Origin of the sequence: Planococcus faecalis, from assembly GCF_002009235.1 — a bacterium.
In the GTDB taxonomy this organism is placed as follows: domain Bacteria; phylum Bacillota; class Bacilli; order Bacillales_A; family Planococcaceae; genus Planococcus; species Planococcus kocurii.
Map to the genome: position 1 here is coordinate 1357066 of NZ_CP019401.1, position 22889 is coordinate 1379954.

The following is a 22889-nucleotide window of genomic DNA, read 5'->3' on the forward strand; positions in this document are numbered from 1 at the left end:
GGTAACGATATGCCTGAACTTCCAGAAGTAGAAGGTGTCGTTCGGCAGATCCGCCCTGTTTCTATTGGTAAAAAAATTGAGGCAGTAACGGTATCAGACATTATTCGCTTATCGAAAGCGAATGGCAAAGAAGCAATCATTAAGCGGATGGAAGCCGACCGTTTTGTTGATAGCTTAACAGGAGCGCAAATTGTCCGTGTCGAGCGACGCAGCAAATATATTTACTTTACATTGCGAAAAGACCATGAATTTTTATTAGTTAATCATTTGGGAATGTCAGGAGCTTGGTTTTACGTCGACCAGCTTCAGTCTATTCCGGAAGATAAATTCCGGCGACACGTTCATGTCATTTTGACATTGAGCGATGGCAACTTACTAGCGTTTTCGGATATTCGTCGTTTTGGGGAAATGAGGGTATTGCAAGAAGAGGCAGAATTCCCTCCTTTACTGCTGATGGCACCGGAGCCTTTTGAGCCAGGTGCGCGAGAACATTTTTTGGCGATGGCTGAGAGTGCTAAATACCAAAACAAAGCAATCAAAGAACTTATTATGGACGGCCAAATTATTTCGGGTTGCGGTAACATTTATGCAACAGAAGCCCTTTTTAAAATGAAAATACATCCCAAACGAGCGGCTAGGCGCATTAGTCGGAGACGAAAAGTAGAACTATTTGAGTCAATTGTTGCTATTTTGCTAGAAAGCATAGAAGCAGGCGGAAGTACGATTTCGGATTACCGCAACATCAATGGTGAATCAGGCAGCATGCAAGATCGTTTTGGTATGTATGGAAAAAAACAGTGTATGGTTTGTGGCACGATGACGAAGACGCTGAAAATCGGAGGTCGGGCATCTGTATATTGCCCAACTTGCCAGAAATGAGGATGAATAATGATCATTGGATTGACAGGTAGCATTGCCAGTGGAAAAAGTACCGTATCCGAAATGTTAAAAAATTTAGGCTATCCGATTATTGATGCGGATCTTGTCGCGCGGTTAGTAGTAGAACCAGGTTCTGACACCTTAGGACAAATCGTTTTAGCATTTGGCGATGAGATACTGCGCGAAGACGGAACGATGGACCGTGCAAAACTAGGCGAAATCATTTTTAACGATCCGGCAAGTCGCAAGATATTGAACGATATTATTCATCCGGCAATTCGTCAGGAAATGCTCCGGCAGCGGCAGGATTTTTTGGCGCAAGGATTCAAGACCATCATCATGGATATTCCGTTATTATTTGAGAGCCGCCTACAGCACTTGGTCGATAAAATTTTAGTCGTCAGTGTTACCGAAAAAAATCAATTTGCTCGGCTAGTGGAACGCAACAACTTTACTGAAAAAGAGGCGCGGGCACGTATTAGTTCACAACTGCCAATGTCTGTAAAAGAAGATGGAGCGGATGCGGTTATCTACAATAACGGTACATTGAACGAGACGGAAAGCCAATTAAATCGAATTTTAGCAAATTGGCAAACCAGCCTTGAAAAAGAATAAAAGATATGTAATTTTAAAGGTTCTCTAAATAGGTGATTGTGTTATACTATATAAGAAATTAAAAATATGAGTATAACTTAATTACAAACGGAGGATTCCTACATGACAGTTTCTATTGCAATTAACGGATTTGGCCGTATTGGCCGTATGGTTTTCAGACAGGCGATATTGATGGATGATGTTAAAATAACAGCAATCAACGCTTCGTATCCAGCTGAGACCCTGGCGCATTTGATTAAGTATGACACAAATCACGGTACCTTTACGGGTGACGTATCTTCAGAAGAAGATGCTTTAATTGTCAATGGAAAACGGGTTCAATTGGTAAGTGAGCGCGATCCACTGAATTTGCCATGGAAAGAAATGGGCATTGATATCGTCATCGAAGCAACTGGGAAATTCAATTCACGTGAAAAAGCAGCGCTGCATTTAGAAGCAGGAGCTAAAAAAGTGATTTTGACAGCGCCTGGAAAAAAAGAAGATATCACAATCGTTATGGGAGTTAATGATGATAAACTAGACATTGATAAGCATGATATCATTTCCAACGCTAGCTGTACGACCAATTGTCTAGCACCTGTTGTAAAAGTGCTGAATGATACATTTGGAATTGAAAATGGCTTGATGACGACCATCCATTCTTACACAAACGACCAGCAGAACTTAGATAATCCGCACAAAGATCTTCGGCGCGCGCGTGCCTGTGCACAATCCATTATTCCAACTTCTACGGGTGCTGCGAAAGCGCTATCATTAGTGTTGCCTGAGATGGAAGGGAAACTTCATGGTATGGCATTACGAGTGCCAACTCCAAATGTATCCTTAGTCGATTTAGTTGTTGACTTGAACACAGCAGTGACAATTGAAGAAGTTAATAGAGCTTTCAAGGAAGCTTCTGAAAATAGCTTAGAAGGAATTTTGAGCTTGACGATGGAACCATTGGTTTCTGTTGATTTTAATAGCAATTCAGATTCGGCAATTGTTGATGGATTATCAACGATGGTTATTGGCGATCGCAAAGTAAAAGTTTTGGCATGGTACGATAACGAGTGGGGCTATTCAGCACGTGTAATCGATTTGACTAAAAAAGTTGCCAATGCCATGGTTCTTGTTTCTAAATAAGTCTGAATGCCCTGTTCTCTAGTTTTTTAAAAAGAGAAACAGGGTTTTTCTCTGTCCATATGATCGTAAAAATTCTGAATCAATAAGATATTGTTATTGCATTTGCGATAAATACGTTTTATACTATGAATCGTAGTTGAAAAATGACTACCACTTCTGACTTTCCATCGTGTATTCGGAATTAGGAGCGTAAGATTTTTTATTCACATGACTGCTTAAAGGGTTAGGACCTCTTTGGACTAACTTTCCCCCGTGGTAGTCAACTTTGAATATTTTGCGCAAAAACCAAAATGATATCAAAGGGGGAAAACGAACCATGGAAACAATGGGACGTCACGTAATTGCAGAACTTTGGCAGTGTGATTTTGACAAATTAAACGATATGGATTTTATCGAACAAACTTTTGTTGATGCAGCACTCAAATCTGGAGCTGAAGTAAGAGAGGTAGCTTTTCATAAATTCGCACCACAAGGTGTTAGCGGAGTTGTGATTATCTCAGAATCTCACTTAACGATTCACAGTTTTCCAGAACACGGCTATGCGAGTGTAGATGTTTACACTTGCGGCGATTTAGATCCGACTATTGCAGCGGAATATATCGCAGACGCACTAGGTTCAACATCACGCGAGCTTGTAGAAATACCACGCGGTATGGGACCAGTAAGTGTTGAGAAATCCAAAGTTTCAGTAACAGCATAATCCATTTAACCAAAAACACGTGAGCAGAGGATGAAATCCTCTGCTTTTTCTATTTTTTCAATGATTTTTTGTTATACTAGATACACGAGATAGAGAAGTTAGGGAGATGTAAAAATGAAATGTCCAGCTTGCCAACATAACGGCACACGTGTTGTCGATTCGCGGCCAATAGACGAAATGAAATCCATCAGGAGGCGAAGAGAATGTGAGTCTTGCGGTTATCGCTTTACGACATTTGAAAAAGTGGAAGAAATGCCACTGATTGTTGTCAAAAAAGATGGCTCACGTGAAGAGTTCAGCCGTGAAAAAGTTTTGCGTGGCGTTATTCGCGCATGTGAAAAACGGCCGGTATCTCTAGAAGTGTTAGAAGAAGTTGTCTTTACGATTGAGAAAGACCTTCGCCGTGCGGGTAACCCAGAAGTAAAATCTGAAGAAGTCGGAGAATTGGTCATGAATCGACTAGCAACAATCGACGAAGTAGCATATGTTCGCTTTGCTTCAGTGTATCGCCAATTTAAAGACATCACTGTTTTTATTGATGAACTCAAGGATTTGCTAAATAAAACTCCGGAAGACAAGAAAATCGATTAAGGCGGTGACTTATGACTGCATATTATAAAGAGTTGCAGCCTGCTGATCCATTTCGAATTCGCTTACCTTATCCGTTTTCAAATTATGATCGGCAACTTCTAACATTGCTCTATCAACCTATGATTGGTGCGGAAGCCATTGCATTGTATTTAACTTTATGGGCTGAAGGAGAAGTGACTAGTGAAGAGTCGAGTCATTATACATTGATGAATATGTTGGGGAATTCTATTTCGAAAATATTTGACGCTAGAATCCAGTTGGAAGCAATTGGATTGCTTAGAACGTATAAAAATCAAAGCAGTGAGCGTTCTTTCATCTATGAGCTGTGTCCGCCACTCGATCCAAAAACGTTTTTTATGGATCCGTTATTGTCTATGTTTTTATTTAGCAAAATTGGTGAAACGTCTTACCGAAAAGTTCGCAAACGTTTTGCCATCGAAACGGAGATTCCGACTGATTACGAAGAAGTGTCGAGAACCTTTACCGATATTTTTCAACCAGTTCATGCTAAAGCAGGCTATCCCGCTAAGAAAAAAGATTTACAAGAACGAAAAAATGGGGGATACAGCACAGAATCAGATTTTGACTTTGGTTTATTGCAACAAGGGCTTTCCGAGCAATTAGTCCCCAAACGTGTATTAACGGGCAGCATAAAAGCCTATATTGCCAAATTGGCTTTTTTGTATAGTTGGGACCCGCTTGAAATGCAAATAGTTGTCTTAATGGCGATTGATGACAATTATAAATTGACGACTGATCTTTTAAAAAAAGCAGCAACCGAGCATTACAAAATGAAAGTATCCACTACAGCGCCGCAACTGGTTCCTGTACATAAAGCAACAGAACCTGTTGAAGCAACAGATGAAACGTCAAAAACAAAAGAAGATGAGTTATTGGTTTATTTAGAGACTGCAGCTCCTATCCAAGTACTGAGAGATATTGCGGATGGCCACGAACCGTTGCCGGCAGATGTGGAACTAGCAAACCAATTAGTCACTTTTCACAAGATGGAGACAGCGGTTGTAAATGTATTGCTTCACTATGTGTTGCTACGAACCGATATGAAGCTAACCAAAGCATATGTGGAGAAAATCGCTTCGCACTGGCTACGCAAGAATATTACAACCGCAAAAGATGCAATGGAAATTGCCCGTGTCGAGCACACGCAGTATATGAAGTGGAAGTCTGAAGGCTCGCTAACGACTATCGCCAAACCATTCACAGGCAATCAAAAGCCGCTGCGTGAAGAACGATTGCCGGAATGGTTCCATAAAAAAGACGATATACCTGTTGCTAAAGCAGAGCCAAGAAACGAAAGCTTAGAAGTAGAAAAACAAAAACTTCTTGCGAAACTTGCGCTGAAGAAAGGAAAAGGTGGTTAAATGGAACCGATTAGCGAAACCTTAAAACGTGTAGTCAATGCCCCTGCTTTTTCTGAGCGTTACGGTGAAATGCGTAAAGAAGTATTGGCGCATGTGGGAGTTCAAAAATTCTTGGAAAATCACGCAGACGAAATTGACGCACCTACTATTGATAGAGGGCTTCATAAGTTATACGAATACATCGACCAATCCCATGATTGCAACAAATGTCCTAGCTTGGATGGCTGTATTAATCATTTAAAAGGTTTTGAGCCGAATCTTGTATTAGAACGTGGAACTATCGGAATTTCGTATACAAAATGTCGCTCAAAGGATATTCACGACAACAAACGTCATGCATCTTCTTTAATCCATAGCATGTATATGCCAAAAGAAGTGATGCAAGCGACACTGGACGGCTTTGAATTAGATGACAGTCGCATGGAAGCGTTTCGAGCGGTTGGTGATTTCCTCGATCAAGCAACGGGTCCTGACAATTTACCTGAGAAAGGATTGTATCTTTATGGACAATTCGGTATCGGGAAATCGTACTTATTGAGCGCAGTGGCAAATGAACTGGCTGAGATCAATGTGAAATCTGTGTTGGTATTCGTTCCAGAATTTATGCGAGAAATGAAACAGGCGATTGGTGATCAAACATTGCAGGAAAAAGTGGATTATGTGAAAAAAGCAGACGTCTTGATGCTAGATGACATTGGAGCTGAAGCAATGTCAAGCTGGACACGAGACGAGGTACTTGGAACAATTCTCCATTACCGGATGTCTGAAAAACTGCCAACATTTATGTCATCAAACTTTAGTTATACCGAGCTGGAGTATCATTTAACCTATTCGCAGCGCGGAGAAAAAGAAGATTTAAAAGCGGCGCGCATTATGGAACGAATTCGTGCATTAACGAGTCCAGTTAAACTTGATGGACGCAATCGAAGAAATTAAGTGCGAGAACTATTGCCTTTTGGAACAATTCGGTTTATAGTAATAACAATCGAACCAAGATTTTACATGCCTTGACAAGGACATGAGCGGAATTTACGACTTTCAGAGAGAGAAGCCTAGGCTGTGAGCTTCTTAAGTATCGTTTTTTCGCTTACCCCCTTTGAGCAGCAGCTGTGAACAGTTTTTTAGTAGCAGCTGACGGTACCGGCCCGTTAGCCGATGCAGAGCTTCATTTTGAATGGTTTCAGCTGTTCAAAATAGAAGAAGGGTGGAACCACGAGCTAAAGCTTCGTCCCTTTTGGGATGGGGCTTTTTTCTGTGGAAAAAAAGAAAAGCGGAGATGGCCGTTTTGCTCTGACAGGCATAAGGTGGACTTCCGAAGCGGCGCTTTTGCCGCACAGGAAGGACAGTTTATGACCCGAGGAGCAGGCCATTGCAGCTAGACAAGAATAAAGAAATGTCTACCAGACCCTGTGGTTTAGACATTTCGACCAGAGTTAACTAAAAGGAGAGATTGACATGGCAAACATGATTCAACTGAAATTCCCAGACGGAGCAGTAAAAGAGTTTGAACAAGGCGTAACTACTGAGGAAATTGCTCAATCAATTAGCCCAGGATTACGGAAAAAAGCATTGGCTGGTAAAATGGGCGATAAATTAGTCGATTTACGTGCACCTTTAAAAGAAGATGGAGATATTGCAATCATCACACCAGAATCTGATGAAGGTTTAGAAGTATTGCGCCACAGCACAGCACATTTATTGGCACAAGCGATCAAGCGGATGTACCCAGATGCGAAGCTCGGTGTGGGACCGGTTATTGAGAACGGTTTTTATTATGATATCGATACAGAGTCAGCAATTACTTCAGAAGATTTGCCATTGATTGAAAAAGAAATGAAGCAAATCATCAATGAAAATGTTGAAATTATTCGTCATGACGTGACTCGTGCAGAAGCACAAGAACGATTTGCAGCGATTGAAGATCCGTACAAATTAGAACTTCTTGAAGCCATTCCTGAAGATGATCAAGTATCTATCTATGAGCAAGGTGATTTTTTCGATCTTTGCCGAGGTGTTCATGTACCATCAACAGGTAAATTAAAAGAGTTTAAGTTATTAAGTGTGGCCGGAGCATATTGGAGAGGGAACAGCGACAACAAAATGCTTCAGCGTATTTACGGAACTGCCTTTTTCAAAAAAGAAGATTTAAAAGCACATCTTGAAATGCTAGAAGAAGCAAAAGAACGTGATCACCGTAAAATCGGAAAAGAATTGAATTTGTTCATGAACTCTCAAAAGGTCGGTCAAGGCTTGCCGATGTGGTTGCCAAAAGGCGCCACAATCCGCCGCATTATCGAGCGTTATATTGTCGATAAAGAAGAGCGCTTAGGCTACGATCACGTGTATACGCCTGTAATGGGTAGCGTGGAATTATACAAAACAAGCGGACATTGGGATCATTACCAAGACGATATGTTCCCAGTGATGAAAATGGACAATGAGGAATTGGTATTGCGTCCAATGAATTGCCCGCATCATATGATGATTTTCAAACAAGGTATCCACTCGTATCGTCAGTTGCCAATTCGTATTGCTGAACTTGGGTTGATGCACCGCTACGAAATGTCAGGTGCATTGTCGGGTCTTCAACGCGTTCGCGGAATGACGTTGAATGATGCGCATCTTTTCGTACGCCCAGACCAAATCAAAGAAGAGTTCAAACAAGTCGTCAACTTGATTGTTGAAGTTTACAAAGATTTTGATATCAAAGATTATTCATTCCGTTTGTCTTATCGCGACCCAGCAGATAAAGAAAAATACTTTGATGATGATGCCATGTGGAATCGTGCACAAGCGATGTTAAAAGAAGCAATGGATGAAATGGAGATTGACTATGAGGAAGTAGAAGGCGAAGCGGCATTTTACGGACCGAAAGTAGACGTCCAAGTGAAGACAGCTCTTGGTAAACAAGAAACTTTGTCAACTGTCCAACTAGATTTCCTTTTGCCAGAACGCTTTGACTTGTCTTATGTCGGAGAAGATGGCAAACAGCATCGTCCGGTCGTTATTCACCGCGGAGTCGTGTCAACAATGGAACGTTTTGTTGCATTCTTAATCGAAGAATACAAAGGAGCTTTCCCAACGTGGCTGGCACCTGTCCAAGTGGAAATGATTCCAGTCTCGCTTGACGCTCATAGTACTTACACAAAAGAACTTCAAGAAAAACTGCAGTCGCATAAAATTCGTGTAGATATCGATGAGCGCGATGAAAAATTAGGCTACAAAATTCGTGAAGCACAAATGCAAAAAGTACCGTATATGCTTGTGATCGGAGATAAAGAACTACAAGATGGTTCGGTGAATGTCCGTAAATACGGCGAACAAAAATCTGAAAGTATGCCGTTTGAAGATTTTGTTAAACTGGTTCAAAGTGAAATTCGTTAAACATCTTGACTTCTTTTACAACGCGTGATATTATGAATAAGGTTATAGAATACTTATATGTGCAAGCAGGAGCACCCGCTTCTCACCTGATCGACCGATTGTTGGCAGGTATACACGATTGACTTTTACACGCAGAAAGACGCGTGTTGTCATATTTGCGGGTGGACCTCATTGGTCCATCCGCTTTTGTTTTGATCGGAACCCTGTAAACCGGTTCGGCCGGTTCACACATTTAAGCTATTCGCGACACTATCCGGAGGTGGATTACTATTAGCAAAGACATTAATGTAAATGACGGTATTCGTGCACGTGAGTTGCGAGTTATTGATCAAAACGGTGAACAACTTGGCATCAAAACACGTATCGAAGCACTTGAAATTGCAGCTCGTGTCAACTTGGATCTTGTTCTTGTGGCTCCTCAAGCTAAGCCGCCGGTTGCTCGGATCATGGATCATGGTAAATTCAAGTTTGAGCAGCAGAAGAAAGATCGTGAAATCCGTAAAAATCAGAAAGTGATTATCGTTAAAGAAGTGCGCTTAAGCCCTTCAATTGACGATCACGATTTCAACACGAAACTTCGCAACGCTATCAAGTTCCTTGAAAAAGGCGACAAAGTGAAAGCTTCTATTCGTTTTAAAGGCCGTGCAATTACGCACAAAGAAATTGGACAACGTGTACTTGAACGTTTCGCAGAAGCGTGCAAAGAAGTTGCAACAGTTGAGCAGCGCCCGAAAATGGATGGCCGCAGCATGTTCTTGATGCTTGCACCAGTCAACGAAAAAGAATAAGAGATCATTGTTTAGGAGGAATTCGAAATGCCGAAAATGAAAAGCCACAGCGGTGCATCAAAACGTTTCAAAAAAACGGGTACTGGTAAAGTAAGACGCCACAGCTCACACACTAGCCACTTATTCGCAAACAAATCTACAAAACAAAAGCGTAAACTTCGTAAAGGGAAACTTGTTTCTTCAGGCGACTTAAAACGCATCAAATCATTAATCTATAACATGAAATAATAAAAGCTAAAACGCCCGTATAGATTTGACGGACATAAGGCGAAGAGGTGAAGCGGCGTTTTTTGCCGCACAGCCACTTTGACTTATGACCCCGAGAATCTGGGTGCTTGAGTCTAGACATGTAACAAAAAATCGAATTTTTTATATTCAGCAGGAGGTAATGTGATATGCCACGCGTAAAAGGTGGAACAGTGACGCGTCAGCGTCGTAAAAAGGTCATTAAATTAGCAAAAGGTTATTATGGTGCAAAGCACATCCTTTTCAAAGTAGCAAACCAACAGGTAATGAAGTCAGGTAACTATGCTTACCGTGACCGTCGCAACAAAAAACGTGATTTCCGTAGACTTTGGATCACGCGTATCAACGCAGCAGCACGTATGAACGAAATTTCATACAGCCGTCTTATGCACGGATTAAAAGTTGCTGGTATCGACATCAACCGCAAAATGCTAGCTGAAATCGCTGTATCTGATGCAGCTGCTTTCACATCATTGGTTGACCAAGCAAAAAAAGCAGTAACTAAGTAATTAAAAGCGAAAGTGCCTGTTAAGACCCGACAGGCTTAAGACAGACCACCGAAGCGGCGTTTTTTGTCGCACAGGTGGGCTGACTTAAGTCCCAAGGATCTAGGCACTGCAGCTAGATAATAAAAGCGAAAGTGCCTGTTCAGTGTAGCCCATAGACATCACACAACTAGAAAACTGCAATGTACAGGCATCTAACGCTATAACAAAAAAGACTGACGAATTTTCGTCAGTCTTTTCTTATGGAGGAAAATCCGATGTTTTTGATTATTGTTGGTTATTTTGCAATTGTAACAGCGATGGCTTTTGTTATGATGAAAGTCGATAAATCTCAAGCGCAGCGTCACGGTCAGCGAATTCCTGAAAAAAACTTGTGGACCGTCGCTATTTTTGGTGGCGGCATTGGGGCTTATTTGGGCATGATGGCATTTCGTCACAAAACGAAGCATACTAATTTTCGTGTTGGTTTTCTGATTTTGGCTCTATTTGATATTCTTATTTTGATGTGGAGTTATCAAACTTTTGTTAATGGATGAGTCTCATGCTCATCCATTTTGCTTCATTAATTGTTCTATTGGATTTTTCCAACTTATGCGAGCTTCTGGATAATTCATCAAAATTTCTTTTTCTAGAAAATGAAAATCTTCTTTTGTGAATCCCTGTAATTGATTAGGTTTTTCGACCCACACAAAAATAGAGACGACTTCGAAAGAGTGTTCAGTTGTGCCTAAGTATTTTTCGCCTTCAAACAACACGCCACGAAGTGCGATAAAAAAGTTTTTTTGCACATTTTTCACATCGTCTAAAAAATAATAAGCACCCGATTCAAGTGCGTTATCGAGTTTTCTTTTAGGATCTACAACATAACGGATCAGTCGGTAAAATAAGTAGATAATTAATGCCAACACAACAAAGCGTATGAGAAAAGCCAAATGAATTACCCCCTGATTTACATAATCCTACTCAGTACTATACGATTAGGAAGTAGTTTGGTTTCAAGATTGATTGAAAAAAGGAGAGGTTTTATGAAGTTGAAGAAATTACATTTGAATAAAAATTCAAGATGCACACTATATAAATGTAGATTATCATATTAAATCAAACGGTAAAAAAATAAAAATTTCTCAAACGGGTATATAATAGTTAATACGAATCAACTAAAAGAGTGTCCCCAAAATAAGCTATGCCTAAATGAAATCACGGGAACATGTGCTAATCTAGAGTTATTGCCTAGAAGAGAAATCGCTGACCTACATGGCGAAGCAATTGAAACAAAGTAAAAGTACAAATCACTACGAATTTGAAACGTTATAAGTCATACAACGCTCTGTTGGCACGGGCTGATTAGAGATTAAAAGTGAAAATTGTGGGGCTAAATGCTCTGTCAATCAAGAAAACGTCGACTATATCCTGTCCAAACTAAAGTTGGGCTGGTTACCAGAATACATTATCGGACGATACTGGAAAAATCATAAGAAATCCTTTCCCATCCGTGTTTCGACAATCTACCGATACATGGCCCTCGGCTTGTTCAACCTGTCCCAAAAACAGTTAATCCGCAAAGGACGAAAGTTAAAGAATAGCGAGGTGGAGACGCGAAGTAAGATGCATCGTCTGAAAAGATTCATGCACATTTGGCGCCAAGAAGTCAAGTGGGACATTGGGAAATTGCAAGTCGCGCAAGAGCCAGATTCTCACATTGACCGAATGTACCACCCGTTTCAAGATGATCTATAAGTTAGCTGCGAAGACGGCAAGTGAAACCACACAGGAAATCATCCATGTGTTGAAAAATCTGTCAAAGAAAATAGTGAAGTCTATTACCGCGGACCGGAGCAAGGAATTTTACGACTGGCTCGAAGTGGAAAAAGCTTTGGAAATCCCGTTTTACTTCTCGGATTTGGGTGTACCTGGTCAGCTTGGCACGAATGAGAATAATGACGGTCGTATTCGACTCAGGTATCCGAAAGGCATTAATTAGACAAATGACCCAGAAAGAAATCATGGACTTTGTCCTGGTATTCAACCAGGTTCCTCAAAAAAGTACTTAATTACAACACACCCCGTGGTATTCGTGATTTTATGCCATGTTCGAATTGAATTCGTAATTTACATATTTAAACATCTATTTACAGTGATATTTATGATTTTAATTGAAAATAATAGTATTATAATAGTAACCCTAAAGATTATTTAGAGTTTCAAATTAAAGGGTTGACTAAATTATCTGAATAGCATAAAAATAAGATGAACTTAAGTAATAAAAGGGGCTGATTTCTCAGAGGATATTAGTAAGGAATTATATATTTATATTCTTTATTTTTTAGTTGTAGAGTTGAGGAGGATTAAAGTGATATTATCTGGATTAGAAATATTAAAAAGAATGAATGAGAGTATAATAATAAAACCGTTCGATAAAAAAAGTTTAAATCCAAATAGTTATAATTTGAGCTTACATAACGAATTACTGATCTATGAAGAAGAAATATTAGACATGAAGAAAAATAATAGAATAAGTAAAGTGACTATTCCTCCTGAGGGACTTATTTTAAAACCAGGTATATTATATCTTGGAAGGACAGTTGAATATACTGAAACACGGGATTTAGTTCCAGTAATTGAAGGTCGCTCTTCCTTAGGAAGATTGGGAATATCGATACACTTATCATCTCCATATGGGAATGTTGGTTTTAAAGGATATTGGACATTAGAAATTTCTTGTATACAGCCTGTAAAAATTTATGCAGGAGTTGAGGTGTGTCAAATATATTATCATCATTTAGATGGTGAATTTTTACCTTATTTAAATGGAAAGTATAACGGAAATACGGGCATTCAAGCTAGTAAATTGTTCGAAGAATTCTAACAGATGGTGAGGACTGAATATGACGATTATTCCTTTTATTAATTCAAATGATAATTACGCTACAATCATAACTGAAAAGAGTAAATTTAAGCTGGATGGAAAAGAGGTATGTATTGTTAATTTAGATGATGAACAGTTTTCGGATGAAATGGATTCTAATGTCTCTTATGATTTAAGGGTAGGAGAGAGTTATAGAGATCATATTAAAAATAAAACGGTTAGTATAAGCGAGAATCAAAATATAAGATTAAAACCAGGGGCAGCACTGATTATTGAAACAGAAGAAGAAGTGCATTTTCCATTGAACAAATTTGGACAAATACTTCCGAAAGTTAAATTATTAGAAAAGGGAGTTTCAAATACAACGTCGAAAATTGATCCAGGTTATCAAGGATCGTTAACTATTACGCTCTTTAATTTAGGTAAAGAAACTATTTTTTTAGATAGAAAAGAAAAATTTTGTTCTTTAATAATACAAGATATTGCAGATGGCGCTAGACCATATCAAAAGAAAGGGAAGAAGTTACCGAATACTAAGAAAAATATACTTTTAAATGATAAAGTGAATGTATTTGTAAAGGATAATGCAACTATTATAACAATATTAATTTCTTTGATGTCTTTAGCTGCAATAGTTGTTTCTTCTTACGCTGCGATAACCAAATAAATTGTACAAAGTTGGGTGTGAAATTATGATTAGTTTAGAATTACTATTTGAAAAGCAAATGAAATTAGACAATTATATTGGGAATAATTTAAAAAATAAAGAAGATATATTTTTAGACAAAAGTTTAGCGTTAATTGTTGAACTAGGAGAATTAGCAAATGAAGTGCGCTCTTTTAAATATTGGAGTAGAAAAACGCCATCTCCAAAGCCAATGATCTTAGAGGAATACGTAGACACATTACATTTTTTATTGTCTATAGGAATTGAAGTGGGATTTAATGATGTGAAAGTATGTTTTACAAGTCCGAAAGAAGATAACTTAACTAGATTATTTTTAAATGCTAATATGCTAATAAATATTTTTATATCTAAACCGACAAAAGAAGTGTATTCAGATATATGGGGAGTAATGGAAAAAATAAGAATAGCTCTTGATCTCACAGATGAAGAAATATTCGAAGGATATATAAGAAAGAATAATATAAACTATCAAAGGCAAAAAGAGGGTTATTGAACGTAAGTTTTGATATAGGTTATTAACTACATTACAATAGATGAGCAATGAATTATTTAGGAGGTCGAAGGAATGACTAATTTGGATGAAACACAATTAATGCTAAAAGAGTTGACAGATGCGAACGCTATTCCAGGAAATGAGCGTCAATCGCGTGAAGTCATGAGAAAATACATAACACCATTCGCTGACTCGATTGAAACAGACGGTCTTGGCAGTTTGATTGCTAGAAAAGAAGGATTAGCTGACGGACCTAAAATTATGGTAGCAGGTCATTTGGATGAAGTTGGGTTTATGATTTCGCAAATTGATGATAAAGGATTTTTAAAATTTCAAACAGTAGGTGGCTGGTGGTCACAAGTTATGCTAGCGCAGCGCGTGACAATTACAACACGAAGCGGTAAAGAAATCACAGGCGTAATTGGTTCAAAACCACCGCATATTCTTTCACTAGAAGCGCGTAAGAAGCCTGTTGAAATCAAAGATATGTTTATTGATATTGGTGCCTCTTCCCGTGAAGAAGCAAAAGAGTGGGGAGTCACACCAGGAGATATGGTCACTCCGTATTTTGAATTCACGGTGATGAACAACGAAAAATTATTAATGGCAAAAGCTTGGGATAATCGGATTGGTTGTGCGATTGCGATTGATGTTTTAAAAGGATTAAAAGGTGTCAATCACCCGAACGTCGTTTACGGTGTTGGAACAGTGCAAGAAGAAATCGGCTTGCGCGGAGCGAAAACGGCGACTGCGAAGATTCAACCAGATATCGGATTTGCAGTAGATGTAGGCATTGCAGGAGATACACCAGGCATTACGAGCAAAGAGTCGAACAGTAAAATGGGAGATGGCCCACAATTATTGCTTTTCGATGCTTCAATGGTATCTCACCGCGGCTTGCGCGAACTTGTGGTCGATACGGCTGAGGAAGCGGGCATTCCGTACCAATTTGAAACGATCGCAGGCGGCGGAACTGACGCTGGGTCCATTCACTTAACAGCAAACGGCGTTCCTGCACTTGCAATCGGCGTAGCTACTCGCTATATTCATTCGCACGCTGGAATCTTGCATCGCGATGATTACGAAAATGCAGTGAAATTAATCATCGAAGTGATCAAAAAGCTAAATAAAGATACCGTCGCGCGTATTACATTCGAATAAAATCCGGAAACCCTTCGCTTTGGCGAGGGGTTTCTTTGTTGTGCAAACAAAGTGATCTTTTGCGCAAATAAAGACTTTCTTGCCGCAAACAAACAGTGAGGTAGCGCAAACAACAGCGTGTATACCGCAAACAACTAAAGTTTTTCGCTTTTCGCTAGCGAAAAGCATCCATTTAGAGATTTTCAGGTTTTAAAAAGAATGCTATACTCTATTTATTCTGATAGGAGGTGCTCTATGCACAAAAAAGAACTCGTTTTATTATCTCAAACAACAGCGCTCGAAAGGTTATTATACCGGTTGCCAGAGCAGCATCCACAACGCCAATTTCTTCAAGTCGAATTGTACCGAAGCGCTGCTGGAGAACGAGGAGAAGCTGGACTGGTACGAAAGCTGGTTGAATTCAGCCCTGAAGAAAACTACCGCTTTTTGCAGAATGTTTGCTTATCACTTGGTGAGTGGAAAATCCAAATGGACGGATTGCTGCTAACAGAACGTGGTGTGATTATTATTGAGTCGAAAAACATTAGTGGACGGCTACATTTCGATAATCAAACAGGCGAATTTGCTCGAACAGATGTAGAAGGCGTGCGGACCGTGATGGAAGATCCCGCGATTCAATTAAATAAACACATTCGCTTTTTAACGAAATTTTTCAAACTGCATAAAATCCAGTTGCCGGTCAAAGGAATTGTTGTATTCACATCCAAACAATGTGAATTTATTACGAAACCGCAAACCACCGATGTTTGTAAAACTTATCAACTAATCGATTATTTACTCAACATACTCTCCTCTTTCCCCGACTCGAATATCCGACCGAATTTAGTGAAAATCGATAAACTTCTTCAAAAACATCAAACTCCTTATAAGCGACTTCCTTTATGTCAGCTGTATGCTATAAAACCTGGCGAACTACAGACCGGTATTTTTTGCGATTCATGCAAAAGCCTGCGAATGGTTCGAAAAAAACGATGTGGCTGGATATGCGAATTGTGCCAATCGATAGATATAAATGCATTTGAAACGACGATTCGGGAATATTTTTCGCTCGTTCATAATCAGCTGAGTAATAAGATGTTGAGGCAGTATTGTAATATCGAATCGCCTTTTGTAGCGTCTCGCTTATTGTCGACTTTCGAATTTGACACAGCTGGTGCATTGCGCAATCGAACCTATCAGTTAAAGAAAAAAGACTAGCTTTTCACTCAAGTGAGAAGCTTTTTTGTTTTGCAAACAACGTCTCGTCTTGCGCAAACAAAGCGCGAGATAATGTAAACAACCGATTTTATCGCGCAAACAAAGTCATTCAATCCGCAAATAAAGCGTCTCTAGCTTCAAAAATGTACATAATAATTGACATAATGTTAAGTATAATATACATTATGTAATATAAACCGAACATAAAAGGGTGGATGAAGCAGATGCTTAAGAACCGAGTAAAAGAACTAAGAGCTCGTTACGGCTTTACCCAAAGCGATCTCGGCAAGCAAGTGGATGTCACGCGACAAACGATTGCTTTTATTGAAAAAGGGGAGTTTTCCCCTTCAATTACCTTAGCGTTAAAACTCGCAAAAGCTCTGCAGACGAACATCAACGACTTATTCTGGTTAGAGGAGGACGAAGGACATGAAAAATGATTTTCGTATGCAGTATCCATTGTGGATGATGGGATTTATCATGGTGTTAGGAATTTTCTTGTTCGGAGTCAATTCACCCGAAACGACTGAAATTGTCAATACAGAAATAGAACAAAGCATATTAGTTGAGTATGGCGTCGTTCAAGGATTTGTTATTGTAGGGTCAATCATTTTATACCTGATCATGTTGTTCATTTTTTACATGAAAATAAGACGCCATAACAAGCTGTATCCAACACAAAAAATTCCGTCTTTTGCAATTCGTCCACCTGAATATTTAGAACAAGATGAAGGCATGACACATATTACGCGCATTGCTTCTCAAAAAGTCTATACCTTTATGACTTGGAGTTTGCCAGCACTCGCAGTATTTGCAATGTTTTCGCCGCTGCCACGGATTTATACCGTGCTTGCCATTTTGGTAGTCGCGTTACTTCAATACGTCATTTACTACCGAGAAATTCGCGCGCATTTAAAGGAGGAAGATGAATGATCTACGAATATTTTCTCGTTTTTTTAGGAGCGGCCATTCCGTGGTTTGAAATTGCGTTGGTTATTCCGCTTGGCATTGTTTGGGGGTTATCCCCGTTTTGGGTGATGGTACTTGCATTTGTTGGAAATATGGTCACTGTCCTGGCATTAATTATTGGCTTTGACCGCTTCCAACTTTGGTACACAAAACGACAACAAGCAAAAGGTAAAGCCACTTCGAAAAAAAATGAACGGGCCAAACGAATTTGGAACAAGTACGGTCTGCCAGGACTAGCGATGCTTGGACCTATTTTAATTGGTACACATATTGCAGCTTTTATCGGAATGACACTTGGTGCTACTAAAAAGAACACGACGGTTTGGCTGACGATCAGCATTGCTGCTTGGACATTAGCATTCGGTATTTTGACAGCGCTTGGATTTGATTTTTTTACGGCTTGAATAAATGAAGGTAAAGTTGCTTAGATCTCATTAATACGTGGCGAAAAATGTTGGTTCGTCAAAATATCTTGCATAAGTAAAGTGGCAATAGCTCGACATCGACTTCTAGGTGATTGCGCTTTTGGGTATGTTATACTGGTGTTATTCTGAAATAAAGGCGTGAAGCTATAATGAAAAGAATTGAATCTAACCAAAACTCGCTCGTCAAGCATTGGAAAAAGCTTGGAACGACACGAAAAGAACGCGATAAGTTTGCAGAATTCCTAGTCGAAGGCTTTCATTTGACAGAAGAAGCCTTGCGTAAAAAAGATCTTGTCAAATCATTGATTGTCCGCGAAGGCGTAGATATCCCAGCAGACTGGGATATTGAAGGCGTTCCTCATTATTCGGTCACGGCAGGAGTAGCGAAGGAAATTTCGGAAACTGAGCATACGCAGGGAATTTTCGCGCATTGTGCACAACCCGAATTTACAGAAGATGAGCAAAAAACATGGTCTAAGCTATTGATGATTGATGCTGTTCAAGATCCTGGCAATATCGGGACGATGATTCGGACAGCTTCAGCAAGCGGCATGGACGCAGTCATTCTTGGAAAAGGCTGTGCAGACCCTTACAACCCGAAAACGGTTCGATCTGCTCAAGGTTCACATTTTCAGATTCCTGTTGTTAAAGGCGAACTGATTGAATGGACAGCGCAAGCTAAAGCAAATGATATCCAAATCTTTGGAACAGCGCTTCATAACTCGACACCGGTTCACGAAGTTGAGACATGTGAAAAGTTTGCTTTACTTGTTGGCAATGAAGGCAGTGGCGTTGATGCTGTACTTTTGCAGCAAACCGATCAGAATTTGATGGTGCCGCTATATGGTAGCGCAGAATCACTGAATGTTGCAGTGGCGACAGGGATTCTTTTGTATAGCTTGGTTCCGAAAAACTAAGTTTGATAAAAGGCTAGAACTTTCGTATAATGAGAAAGTAAATAAGTAAAAGCGAAGAACGGGAAAAGTACGTTGCGCCCTTACATCACAGAGATTCTGCACCTTGACTGGAAGTGTAGATATGTAAACGCCTCAGAAGTTCACCCCGCGAGCTGCCCAACGGGACCAGTAGCAATACTGTAAAGATGGGCCGGTGAAGAGCCGTTATGTAAACAAGTGATTGCAATTTGCAATAACTAGGGTGGTACCGCGAATAATGCCTCGTCCCTTTTCTGGGACGGGGCTTTTTACTGTCTAAGGAGGAGAAAAAATGGAAGCACAATTGCAGGAATTGAAAACACAGGCACTCGAAAAAATTGCCACAGCGTCGACTGTTAAAGAACTGAATGATGTTCGTGTCGCGTATTTAGGGAAAAAAGGACCGATTACGGATTTATTAAAAGGCATGGGGAAACTCCCAGCTGAAGAGCGTCCGAAAATGGGAGCTTTGGTAAATGTGGTACGCGAGGAAGTTACAACGCAACTCGAAGAACGCATGGCCATCTTAGAAGAACAAGCGATCTATGAGAAGTTGCAAAGCGAAACAATTGACATTACATTACCAGGACGTCCCGTCAAAACAGGTAATGCACATCCACTGACGCGTGTAGTAGAAGAAATTGAAGACTTGTTTATTTCAATGGGTTACGAAGTAGCAGAAGGACCAGAAGTAGAAAAAGATTACTACAATTTTGAAGCGTTGAATTTACCTAAAGGTCATCCAGCTCGTGATATGCAAGATTCTTTCTATATAACAGAAGACATCCTACTACGCACACATACATCACCAGTTCAAGCGCGGACAATGGAAGCAAAAGGCGGCGAACCGATCAAAATCATTTGCCCGGGCAAAGTGTATCGCCGTGATAGTGATGACGCGACGCATTCACACCAATTCACACAAATTGAAGGATTGGTTATCGGCGAAGACATTCGCATGAGTGATTTAAAAGGAACACTTTCTGTATTTGCGAAGAAAATGTTCGGCGATGATCGCGAAATTCGCCTTCGTCCAAGTTTCTTCCCGTTTACAGAGCCTTCTGTTGAAATGGATATTTCATGCTTTAAATGTGGCGGCAGTGGCTGCAACGTGTGTAAGAAAACAGGTTGGATTGAAATTCTAGGCGCTGGAATGGTGCATCCAAATGTACTTGAAATGGCTGGTTATGACTCCAAACGCTTAACTGGATTTGCTTTTGGTATGGGTCCAGAACGGATTGCGATGCTGAAATACGGCGTTGAAGATATTCGTCATTTCTACACAAACGATGTTCGCTTTTTATCTCAGTTCCAACGTACAGAACTTTAAGGAGGAAATAAAACATGCTCGTATCCATTAACTGGTTAAAAGACTATGTAAACACACAACAATTACCACCCGCTGAATTAGGTGAAAAAATAACGCGTTCAGGTATTGAAGTAGACGCAGTGATCGACCGGTCACACGGTATGACAAATGTCGTAGTGGGCTATGTTGAATCTTGTGTCAAACATCCTGAAGCTGATAAACTATCGATTTGTCAAGTAGATGTTGGCGGAGAAACGGCACAAATCATTTGCGGTGCACCGAACATTGCAGCAGGCCAAAAAGTAATCGTGGCACGTCCTGGAGCGAAACTTCCAGGTGACATCAACATCAAAAAAGCGAAGCTTCGTGGAGAAGAATCGAATGGTATGATTTGTTCGTTGCAAGAACTCGGAATTGAAGGCAAGCTTGTGCCAAAAGCCTACGCTGAAGGCATTTATGTGCTGCCAGAAGATGCAAAAACCGGTTCTGATGTCATTGCAAATTTCGGTTTAGATGACACTGTATTAGAACTAGGACTGACACCAAACCGCGCAGACGCGATGAGCATGCTGGGCGTTGCTTATGAGGTAGGAGCTATTTTATCAGAAGAAATCAACCTGCCTGAGATTAGCTATACAGAAGCAGCTGACACAGCAGATTCGATGCTATCCTTGTCAGTCGATGCGCCTGAAGCCAACCCTTTGTATGTCGCAAAAGTCGTTCGCAACATTAAAGTTCAAGAGTCACCTATGTGGCTGCAACAACGCTTAATGGCAGCTGGTGTCCGTCCACATAATAACGTAGTTGATATTACAAACTATGTATTAATGGAATATGGTCAGCCGCTTCACGCATTTGACTATGATTTATTGGAAACAGGGAACATTACGGTTCGCCATGCTAAAGAAGACGAAATGATTACCACTTTAGATGACGCGGAGCGAAAATTATCTAGCCGTCAATTAGTGATTACCAATGGAGAAAAACCGGTGGCGATTGCAGGAGTTATGGGCGGCGCTAACTCGGAAGTAAGCGAAACAACGACGACTGTTGTCATCGAATCTGCTTATTTTGAATCGGGTTCTATTCGTCAAACTTCTAAAGATCATGGCCTACGCAGTGATGCTAGTTCACGTTTTGAAAAAGGCGTCGATCCAAATCGTGTCATTCCAGCCGCAGAACGTGCAGCGCAGTTGTTGTCCCAACTTGCGGGTGGCGAAGTATTAGCTGGCTCTGTCATATTCGATGAATTAAACAAAGAAGAGAAAATTGTTAAAGTATCTCCAGATTTCATTAATAGCCGTCTGGGCATGAAGATTTCCTTTGAAGACATGTGGGATATTTTAAACCGCTTGAAATTTAACACAGAAGCAACGAATGGCCAACTGGTCATTTCTGTGCCAACACGTCGACAAGACATTCAAATTCCTGAAGACGTAGTCGAAGAAATTGCTCGTCTATACGGCTACGATGAAATTCCAGCAACATTACCAGAAGCTGAAACGACACCAGGTGGCTTGACTCCCTATCAGGCAAAACGCCGCATTGTTCGTTCACTTATGGAAGGCGCTGGATTATTGCAAGCGACGACGTATTCGTTAACTTCTGCAAAATCAGTAAAACAATTTGCTTTAGAAGAAACGGAAACAACGCGTCTTTTAATGCCGATGAGCGAAGAGCGTAGTTTGTTGCGTCAAAGCTTGTTGCCGCATTTGTTGGAATCTGTTACGTATAACACAGCAAGAAGAATGGATTCGGTCGCTTTGTATGAAACTGGTTCTGTTTTCCTTAAAGGTCAAGATGAGCTACTAAACGAGCAGGAACATTTAGCGGTCGCTATTACAGGTCTTTGGCTCGATCATAGCTGGCAAGGTGAGAAAAAGCCCGTCGACTTTTTCGTCTTGAAAGGTATTGTGGAGGGGCTTAGCGATAAACTTGGTGTTGAATTGACTTTTGAACGTGGCCAAATGGATGATTTGCATCCCGGAAGAACGGCCTTTATCATGCATAGCGGTCAGCGTATTGGTGTGATCGGTGAGTTGCATCCGTCTGAACAAAAAGCGCGCGACTTGAAAACTACGGTTGTCATGGAGTTGAACTTGGCTGTGTTGTTAAGTAAAGCAACAGATGCACTTGTTTACACGCCAGTACCACGTTACCCGTCCATGTCACGTGACGTGGCATTAGTTCTTTCTAAAGTGGTAGAAGCGGCAACGATTGAAACCGTCATCCGCAATGCAGGTGGCAAACTATTGAAAGACGTCCGCGTGTTCGACCTTTATGAAGGCGATAAGATGGAAGCAGGCAAAAAATCAGTAGCTTTCTCGTTAACTTACTTTGATCCAGAAAAAACATTAACGGATGAAGATGTTATCCGTGCACATGAAAAAGTATTAGCAGCTTTAACAGAAGCTGGAGCAGAGCTGAGAAGTTAACGGAATTTAATTGCAAGGTTAAAAAGGGGCTGTCCCAAAGGTCATGAACAATGACCTTTGGGTACAGCTCCTTTTCCGAGTTAAAGAACAGAATGATATCCATTGTGACGGACGTTTTCCGCGGGCATAGCTTCAACCGATTCGTCTTCAGTACCATCATCCATTTTGAAGCTAAAACAAAAGATTATTTCCGTAAAA

The 22889-nt window shown here is 40.3% G+C and carries 26 protein-coding genes and 2 other annotated features; of the genes, 25 read left to right on the forward strand and 1 reads right to left on the reverse strand.

Annotated elements, in window-relative coordinates:
* The first annotated feature begins 9 nt into the window (after positions 1-9).
* From mutM to AJGP001_RS06825, 12 genes are all read left to right on the forward strand, one after another.
* A complete protein-coding gene (gene mutM / locus AJGP001_RS06765) occupies positions 10-879 on the forward strand; it encodes a bifunctional DNA-formamidopyrimidine glycosylase/DNA-(apurinic or apyrimidinic site) lyase (RefSeq protein WP_071153187.1) in 870 nt (289 codons plus the stop codon).
* A 9-nt stretch (positions 880-888) separates the two neighbouring features.
* Complete coding sequence (coaE, locus tag AJGP001_RS06770) at positions 889-1494, forward strand: dephospho-CoA kinase (RefSeq protein WP_071153188.1); 606 nt, start codon at positions 889-891, stop codon at positions 1492-1494.
* Positions 1495-1596: 102 nt separating this feature from the next.
* Entirely contained in the window at positions 1597-2616 is a 1020-nt protein-coding gene (locus tag AJGP001_RS06775) for a glyceraldehyde-3-phosphate dehydrogenase (RefSeq protein ID WP_058385712.1), read from the forward strand.
* Between the two features lie 316 nt (positions 2617-2932).
* Positions 2933-3316, forward strand: a complete 384-nt coding sequence (gene speD, locus AJGP001_RS06780) for an adenosylmethionine decarboxylase (RefSeq protein WP_058385711.1) — start codon at positions 2933-2935, stop codon at positions 3314-3316.
* Positions 3317-3430: 114 nt separating this feature from the next.
* Complete coding sequence (gene nrdR / locus AJGP001_RS06785; RefSeq protein ID WP_058385710.1) at positions 3431-3907, forward strand: transcriptional regulator NrdR; 477 nt, start codon at positions 3431-3433, stop codon at positions 3905-3907.
* Between the two features lie 11 nt (positions 3908-3918).
* Positions 3919-5289, forward strand: coding sequence for a replication initiation and membrane attachment family protein (locus tag AJGP001_RS06790; protein ID WP_078080303.1), 1371 nt, complete (start codon positions 3919-3921; stop codon positions 5287-5289).
* Positions 5290-6225, forward strand: coding sequence for a primosomal protein DnaI (gene dnaI, locus AJGP001_RS06795; RefSeq protein ID WP_071153189.1), 936 nt, complete (start codon positions 5290-5292; stop codon positions 6223-6225).
* Positions 6226-6744: 519 nt separating this feature from the next.
* Positions 6745-8673 (forward strand): threonine--tRNA ligase, encoded by a 1929-nt coding sequence (gene thrS, locus AJGP001_RS06805; RefSeq protein WP_071153191.1) that lies wholly within the window; start codon positions 6745-6747, stop codon positions 8671-8673.
* 57 nt (positions 8674-8730) lie between these two features.
* Positions 8731-8871: a sequence feature (ribosomal protein L20 leader region), on the forward strand.
* Positions 8872-8954: 83 nt separating this feature from the next.
* A complete protein-coding gene (gene infC, locus AJGP001_RS06810; RefSeq protein WP_038703546.1) occupies positions 8955-9461 on the forward strand; it encodes a translation initiation factor IF-3 in 507 nt (168 codons plus the stop codon).
* Between the two features lie 27 nt (positions 9462-9488).
* Positions 9489-9689 carry a 50S ribosomal protein L35 gene (rpmI, locus tag AJGP001_RS06815; RefSeq protein WP_008432253.1) on the forward strand — a complete coding sequence of 67 codons (201 nt, stop codon included), beginning with the start codon at positions 9489-9491 and terminating at the stop codon, positions 9687-9689.
* 167 nt (positions 9690-9856) lie between these two features.
* Positions 9857-10216, forward strand: a complete 360-nt coding sequence (gene rplT, locus AJGP001_RS06820; protein WP_058385705.1) for a 50S ribosomal protein L20 — start codon at positions 9857-9859, stop codon at positions 10214-10216.
* Between the two features lie 254 nt (positions 10217-10470).
* Positions 10471-10749 (forward strand): DUF1294 domain-containing protein, encoded by a 279-nt coding sequence (locus AJGP001_RS06825; protein WP_071153192.1) that lies wholly within the window; start codon positions 10471-10473, stop codon positions 10747-10749.
* Between the two features lie 9 nt (positions 10750-10758).
* On the opposite strand, the gene AJGP001_RS06830 is transcribed toward AJGP001_RS06825, so the two are convergent.
* Positions 10759-11145: a sigma-w pathway protein ysdB gene (locus AJGP001_RS06830; RefSeq protein WP_071153193.1), complete on the reverse strand. Its 387-nt coding sequence runs from the start codon at positions 11143-11145 to the stop codon at positions 10759-10761.
* A gap of 673 nt (positions 11146-11818) precedes the next feature.
* On the opposite strand from AJGP001_RS06830, the gene AJGP001_RS17695 reads away from it, so the two are divergent.
* From AJGP001_RS17695 to pheT, 13 genes are all read left to right on the forward strand, one after another.
* The gene (locus AJGP001_RS17695; protein ID WP_281251065.1) at positions 11819-11950 is read left to right on the forward strand and encodes a hypothetical protein; all 132 of its coding nucleotides are present in this window, start codon (positions 11819-11821) and stop codon (positions 11948-11950) included.
* Positions 11940-12194, forward strand: a complete 255-nt coding sequence (locus tag AJGP001_RS17350; RefSeq protein ID WP_245830281.1) for a hypothetical protein — start codon at positions 11940-11942, stop codon at positions 12192-12194. The genes AJGP001_RS17695 and AJGP001_RS17350 overlap by 11 nt, the downstream gene beginning before the upstream one ends.
* 369 nt (positions 12195-12563) lie before the next feature.
* A complete protein-coding gene (gene dcd / locus AJGP001_RS06840) occupies positions 12564-13079 on the forward strand; it encodes a dCTP deaminase (RefSeq protein ID WP_071153195.1) in 516 nt (171 codons plus the stop codon).
* Positions 13080-13098: 19 nt separating this feature from the next.
* Positions 13099-13746, forward strand: a complete 648-nt coding sequence (locus AJGP001_RS06845) for a dCTP deaminase domain-containing protein (protein WP_071153196.1) — start codon at positions 13099-13101, stop codon at positions 13744-13746.
* 25 nt (positions 13747-13771) lie between these two features.
* On the forward strand, positions 13772-14260 hold the full coding sequence (locus AJGP001_RS06850) for a dUTP diphosphatase (protein WP_071153197.1): 489 nt from the start codon (positions 13772-13774) through the stop codon (positions 14258-14260).
* Between the two features lie 72 nt (positions 14261-14332).
* Positions 14333-15421 (forward strand): M42 family metallopeptidase, encoded by a 1089-nt coding sequence (locus AJGP001_RS06855; RefSeq protein WP_071153198.1) that lies wholly within the window; start codon positions 14333-14335, stop codon positions 15419-15421.
* Between the two features lie 234 nt (positions 15422-15655).
* Positions 15656-16618: a nuclease-related domain-containing protein gene (locus AJGP001_RS06860; protein ID WP_078080305.1), complete on the forward strand. Its 963-nt coding sequence runs from the start codon at positions 15656-15658 to the stop codon at positions 16616-16618.
* Between the two features lie 224 nt (positions 16619-16842).
* Complete coding sequence (locus tag AJGP001_RS06865; RefSeq protein ID WP_078080306.1) at positions 16843-17058, forward strand: helix-turn-helix transcriptional regulator; 216 nt, start codon at positions 16843-16845, stop codon at positions 17056-17058.
* Positions 17048-17551, forward strand: coding sequence for a hypothetical protein (locus AJGP001_RS06870; RefSeq protein ID WP_071153199.1), 504 nt, complete (start codon positions 17048-17050; stop codon positions 17549-17551). Before AJGP001_RS06865 ends, AJGP001_RS06870 begins: the two co-directional genes overlap by 11 nt.
* Positions 17548-17991, forward strand: coding sequence for a small multi-drug export protein (locus AJGP001_RS06875; protein ID WP_071153200.1), 444 nt, complete (start codon positions 17548-17550; stop codon positions 17989-17991). The genes AJGP001_RS06870 and AJGP001_RS06875 overlap by 4 nt, the downstream gene beginning before the upstream one ends.
* 170 nt (positions 17992-18161) lie before the next feature.
* Entirely contained in the window at positions 18162-18929 is a 768-nt protein-coding gene (locus AJGP001_RS06880) for a TrmH family RNA methyltransferase (RefSeq protein WP_071153201.1), read from the forward strand.
* Between the two features lie 45 nt (positions 18930-18974).
* Positions 18975-19201 (forward strand) — a binding site (T-box leader).
* Positions 19202-19239: 38 nt separating this feature from the next.
* Complete coding sequence (pheS, locus tag AJGP001_RS06885) at positions 19240-20277, forward strand: phenylalanine--tRNA ligase subunit alpha (RefSeq protein WP_058385695.1); 1038 nt, start codon at positions 19240-19242, stop codon at positions 20275-20277.
* 14 nt (positions 20278-20291) lie between these two features.
* The gene (gene pheT, locus AJGP001_RS06890) at positions 20292-22691 is read left to right on the forward strand and encodes a phenylalanine--tRNA ligase subunit beta (RefSeq protein ID WP_078080307.1); all 2400 of its coding nucleotides are present in this window, start codon (positions 20292-20294) and stop codon (positions 22689-22691) included.
* The last annotated feature ends 198 nt before the right edge of the window (positions 22692-22889 follow it).